Below are 5,092 nucleotides of genomic sequence, written 5' to 3' on the forward strand. Positions count from 1 at the left end.
AAGGTTGCTGTCCTGACTTTTGATGACGGCTTCCTGAATGTGCTGGAAAATGCCGCACCGGTTCTGGCAGAATGCGGCTTCACCGCTACGAATTATTTTGTGGCCAACCAGATCGGTGGCAGCAATATTTGGGACAAAGCAATCGGCATTCCGGAAATGGCATGTATGTCCGTTACACAAATGCGGGAATGGGCGGCATTGGGGCATGAAGTCGGCGCCCATACGCTTGACCATGTCAATCTGAATGACACACCGGATGAAGAAGCCCGTCGCCAGATCAGTGAATCAAAATCACGTCTGGAGGACATGCTGGGCGCAGAGGTTCCTCATTTTTGCTATCCCTACGGTGCCAATAATCAGACGCACCGCTTAATGGCACGTGAGGCAGGCTTTCAAACTGCGGTCACGACAATTGCCGCGCGCGCAAAACCAAATGATGACCCGTTTGGCATTCCGAGAATTTATATCCGTCGCAATCATACATTGCCGGAATTTTTATACCGTGTGTATTTCCGCTAAAGGCAGCAAACTGCACATATTCAGATAATTAACACCTGCAATTATCGTCAGTTTGTTCTGACGCAAAGACGCGTTCCGCCACTTCATTAAAGTCCACTGCATAACCGCTGAGCAGCCTGCTGCTACAGCACCTGACTTGCAGTGAGCACCTGATATGAACCGCTTTCATGATCGTCCGGCATTTTTCATCAGAAAACTGATCCTGCTGTTCTGTCTTCTGTTAAGCGGCTTCATCAGCCTGCAAACGACAGCCTTGGCCGCTCAGCTGGACAAGTATCTGCCTGTGCTAAAAGTACAGGAACTGTTTCAGGATGCGGATCGTATCGGCACGCCGCAAGGTGAACCGCCGATTGCGCCGGTCTATAAAAATCAGGATCTGCTCGGCTATATTTATCTGAATTCAGACTTTACCAGTTCTGTCGGCTATTCCGGCAAACCAATCCATATTCTCGTTGGCATTGATACCAAAGGTATCATTCGCGGCATCAAACTTGCCGACCATAAAGAGCCGATTGTGCTGATCGGCATTCCCGAAGCCAAAGTGGTTGCGGCGCTCAACTCCCTCATCAACAGCGATTTCAATGCCGTTGCATCCGGTACAGCCAAACCGCCTCAGGTCGAAATTGTCAGCGGTGCCACGGTCACTGTTCTGGTCATGGGCGACAGTGTGGTGCGCTCGGCTGTCGGGCTGATCCGTAGCGGTCGCCTGGGCAATCAGCTTGCTGCCGGACAACTCGCGGCACCGCAGGAAATCCGCACTGTTGATCTGTCCAAACAGGATATCCGGGACTGGCAGGAACTGACCGGTGACGGCTCTGTCCGCAGCCTGAAGCTCAGTGTCGGCGAAGTAACGCAAGCCTTCCTTGATGCCAAACAACCGCGTGCGGCAGAAAACCCTGAAACATCCGCTCCGGAAGACCCGTTTATCGAGCTCTATGTCGCGCCGGTATCAGTGCCATCCATCGGTCTCAGCCTGCTGGGTCAAGCCGGATATGACCAGATGCAAAAACGGCTTAAACCCGGCCAGCAGGCCGTGCTGGTTGCCGGTGATGGTGCCTATTCCTTCAAGGGATCGGGTTACGTACGCGGCGGTATTTTCGACCGTATCGAACTGTTGCAGGACGGTCAGGGCATTCGTTTTCGGGATAAAAACCATACGCGTATCGGCAATATTGCTGCTGAAGGCGCACCGGATTTGCGTGAAATCGCACTGTTTACGGTGCCGGAAGGTTTCGCCTTCGACGTAACAAAGCCATGGGAACTGCAATTGCTGGTACAGCGTGGCTTTGGTGCCCGTGACAAAGCCAGCATCTTCTATGACCTCGGTTATACACTTCCCGATCAATATGTGACCATCACCGCACCTGCCAAACCTGTCCCGGCTCCCGTGCAGCCTGCACAAGATGCTGCCACAGCAAACAATCCGCATGTCAGCGCACCGGTCGGTGAAGCATCCATGCCTGATTTCTTCGGTGAAGATAATCCGCTGTGGATTCAGATGTGGCAGATGAACAAAATCAATATTGTGATTACTGCCTTCGCCATTCTGGTACTGGTCACAATCTTCTTCTTCCAGAACCATCTGGTCAGACGTCCGCGCTTCTTCGCATGGGTAAGACGCGGCTATCTTCTGTTCATTCTTGTCTGGCTTGGCTTCTACACCAACACCCAATTATCGGTCGTCAATGTCCTGACTTTCACCAATTCGCTTATCACCGGCTTCAACTGGGAATTTTTCCTGACCTCCCCGCTGACCTTCCTGTTATGGGGTTCGGTTGCTGCCGGTCTGCTGTTCTGGGGACGCGGCCCGTTCTGCGGCTGGCTCTGCCCTTTCGGCGCGCTGCAGGAACTGAGCAACAATCTGGCACAATGGCTGAAAGTACCACAGGTCAAACTGCCTTGGGGTCTGCATGAACGCCTGTGGCCGATCAAATATATTATCTTCCTCGGTCTGTTTGGTCTGTCGCTCTATTCCGTGGCGCTGGCCGAGGTTTTCGCTGAAGTCGAACCGTTCAAAACCGCGATCATCCTGAAATTCGCCCGCGAATGGCCATTCGTAATCTATGCCCTGACCTTGCTGACTGCCGGTCTGTTCATCGAGCGTTTCTTCTGCCGCTATCTGTGCCCGCTCGGCGCGGCACTCGCCATCCCCGGCCGTATCCGCATGTTTGAATGGCTGAAACGCTGGCCGGAATGCGGCTCGCCATGTCAGCGCTGCGCCGTTGAATGTCCGGTGCAGTCCATCCATCCGGAAGGCCAGATCAATGTCAATGAATGCATCTACTGCATGCATTGTCAGGAACTCTATCACGATGACCAGCGCTGCCCGCATATGATTCAGGTGCGTGTCAAACGTGAGAAATTCGCTGCCCGCAACGCGCCTTATACGCCACCGGCAGAACGTACCGGCAGCCAGTCAAAAACCATCATCACCCATAACGGACAACCTGTTACCGGCGCATCCGCACCGGACGCAGCATCCTGAAATTTTCAACTGGAGACAAAGCAATGTCTGAGCAAGAAAATAAGACCCGCATGAACAGACGGCAATTACTCGGCACCTCGGCTTTTGTAGCCGCTGCCGGTGCCAGCGGCATGGGCGGTGCGCTTGTCATGGCCGGCGCACCGAAACAGGCCATGGCGGCATCCGGATCCGGTTCAAGTGCGGAAGTCAAACCGGGGGAACTGGATGAATATTACACATTCTTTTCCAGTGGCCAGAGCGGCGAAGTCCGTATTGTTGGCCTGCCATCCATGCGTGAGCTGATGCGTATTCCGGTTTTCAACCGTGACAGTGCCACCGGCTGGGGACAGACCAATGAAAGCCTGAAAGTTCTCCGTGACGGCATGTTGCCTGAAGACCGTGAGTTTATGAAAGACCGCGGCGGCGTTTTCGACAATGGCGATCTGCACCATCCACATCTTTCCTTTACCGACGGCACCTATGACGGCCGCTATCTCTACGCCAATGACAAGGCCAATACCCGCGTCTGCCGTATCCGCCTTGATGTCATGAAATGCGACAAGATCATTCAGCTGCCGAACCAGCACACGGTTCATGGCCTGCGCGTGCAGAAATATCCGAAAACCGGTTATGTCTTCTGTAATGGTGAAGACCGCGTGCCGATCCCGAATGACGGTAAAAATCTGACAGATACCAAAAACTATCATGCGATTTTCACCGCCGTTGACGGCGAAAGCATGAAAGTTGCATGGCAGGTCATGGTCAGCGGCAATCTCGATAATGTGGACTGTGACTATCAGGGCAAATATGCTTTTGCCACTTGCTACAATTCCGAAGAGGGCGTGACACTGGCCGAAATGATGGGCAGTGAGCAGGACTGGATTGTTATCTTCAACCTGAAACGCATTGAAGAAGCGGTTGCCAAAGGCGAGTTCAAGGAAATCAACGGCGTACCAGTGATTGACGGACGCAAAGGCTCCAAATTCACCCGCTATATTCCGGTGCCGAACAGCCCGCATGGTATGAACACCGCGCCGGATGGCATCCATATTGTGGCCAATGGTAAATTATCACCAACTGTCACCGTTTTCGATGTGCGCAAATTTGATGACCTGTTTGATGACAAAATCAATCCGCGTGATGCCGTTGTGGCAGAGCCGGAACTCGGCCTCGGGCCTTTGCACACCGCCTATGACGGCAAAGGCAATGCCTATACGACACTGTTTATCGACAGTCAGGTCTGCAAGTGGAACATTGAGGATGCCAAACGTGCCTTCAAGGGCGAAAAGGTTGATCCGATCCGCCAGAAACTTGATGTGCATTATCAGCCGGGCCACAACCACACCTCAATGGGACAAACCAAAGAGGCGGACGGCAAATGGCTGATCTCCCTCAATAAATTCTCCAAAGACCGCTATCTTAATGTGGGGCCTCTCAAACCGGAAAATGACCAGCTCATTGATATTTCCGGAGATAAAATGGTGATTGTCCATGACGGACCAAGCTTTGCCGAACCGCATGACGCAACAATCGTACATCGCTCCAAGATCAATCCGGTCAATGCCTGGAATCGTGAAGATCCGTTCTTTGCCGATGCTGTTGCACAGGCAAAGGCCGATGGTGTCGATCTGATGGAGGCTGCTGAGGTCATCCGCGACGGTAATAAAGTCCGCGTCTATATGACCTCTGCCGCACCGGCCTTCAGCCTTGAGGAATTCACCGTCAAACAGGGCGATGAAGTCACTGTCTATGTAACCAATATTGATGAAATCGAAGACCTGACCCATGGTTTCTCGATCATCAATTACGGGATCAATATGGAAGTGGCACCGCAGGCCACCGCCTCGGTCACCTTCATCGCCAATAAGCCGGGCGTGTGGTGGTATTACTGCTCGTGGTTCTGCCATGCCATGCATATGGAAATGAAAGGCCGTATGCTTGTTGAGCCGAAAGGCGCTTAAGCATCATGCAGCATCAGCGCCATAAGGAAAAACGCAATTCCGCAGCTTTACCGGAGCACAGAGCGCCCGCAATGAAGCACTATGCTTTGGCCACGGCTTTGTGTTTTTCCGGCCTGCTGCCCGCACTGATTTCTCCGGCACTGGCCGG

Annotated in this window: 3 protein-coding genes; all 3 read left to right on the plus strand. The window is 53.0% G+C overall.

The annotated features are described in order from the left end of the window. Positions 1-519 (plus strand): polysaccharide deacetylase family protein (locus A918_RS0103745; RefSeq protein ID WP_022709760.1); only part of this gene is annotated, 519 nt, incomplete at its 5' end. A gap of 154 nt (positions 520-673) precedes the next feature. Beyond that, the gene (locus tag A918_RS0103750) at positions 674-3,004 is read left to right on the plus strand and encodes a NosR/NirI family protein (protein ID WP_022709761.1); all 2,331 of its coding nucleotides are present in this window, start codon (positions 674-676) and stop codon (positions 3,002-3,004) included. Positions 3,005-3,027: 23 nt separating this feature from the next. Next, positions 3,028-4,944: a TAT-dependent nitrous-oxide reductase gene (nosZ, locus tag A918_RS0103755; protein WP_022709762.1), complete on the plus strand. Its 1,917-nt coding sequence runs from the start codon at positions 3,028-3,030 to the stop codon at positions 4,942-4,944. Positions 4,945-5,092 lie beyond the last annotated feature (148 nt).

It is taken from the genome of Pseudochrobactrum sp. AO18b (genome assembly GCF_000409565.1).
GTDB lineage: Bacteria > Pseudomonadota > Alphaproteobacteria > Rhizobiales > Rhizobiaceae > Pseudochrobactrum > Pseudochrobactrum saccharolyticum.

Coding starts and splice junctions, on each gene's coding strand:
- A918_RS0103750 (WP_022709761.1), top strand. CDS start 674: ATGAACCGCTTTCATGATCGTCCGGCATTTTTCATCAGAAAACTGATC.
- nosZ (WP_022709762.1), top strand. CDS start 3,028: ATGTCTGAGCAAGAAAATAAGACCCGCATGAACAGACGGCAATTACTC.